At 45.9% G+C, this 442-nt stretch carries 1 protein-coding gene; it reads left to right on the forward strand.

Annotated elements, in window-relative coordinates; genetic code table 11:
• A partial coding sequence (locus tag HMPREF2766_RS00560) for a tagatose 1,6-diphosphate aldolase (RefSeq protein WP_142350315.1) occupies window positions 1–441 on the forward strand: 441 nt, incomplete at its 5' end.
• Between the last annotated feature and the right edge of the window lies 1 nt (window position 442).

The raw sequence follows: 442 nt of genomic DNA on the forward strand, positions 1-442 counted from the left end.
AAAGTAAAACCACACAAGGTTATCGGTGCTATGAAGGTCTTCTCAGACCCACGCTTTAACATCGACGTTTTGAAAGTGGAAGTTCCAGTCAACGTCAAATACGTTGAAGGCTTTGGCGATGGTGAAATCGTGCATACTCGTGAAGAAGCGGCAGCTTTCTTCAAAGCGCAAGACGAAGCAACAAATCTTCCTTACATCTACTTAAGTGCAGGTGTATCAGCCAAACTCTTCCAAGAAACACTTGTCTTTGCCCACGAATCAGGTGCAAACTTCAACGGAGTTCTTTGCGGCCGTGCAACATGGGCTGGATCAGTTGAAGCCTACATCAAAGACGGTGAAGCAGCAGCTCGCGAATGGCTTCGCACAACTGGATTTGAGAACATTGACGAACTCAACAAGGTTCTTCAAACAACAGCGACTTCATGGACTGAACGTGTATAAG

The organism is Streptococcus sp. HMSC076C08, from assembly GCF_001810825.1.
GTDB lineage: Bacteria > Bacillota > Bacilli > Lactobacillales > Streptococcaceae > Streptococcus.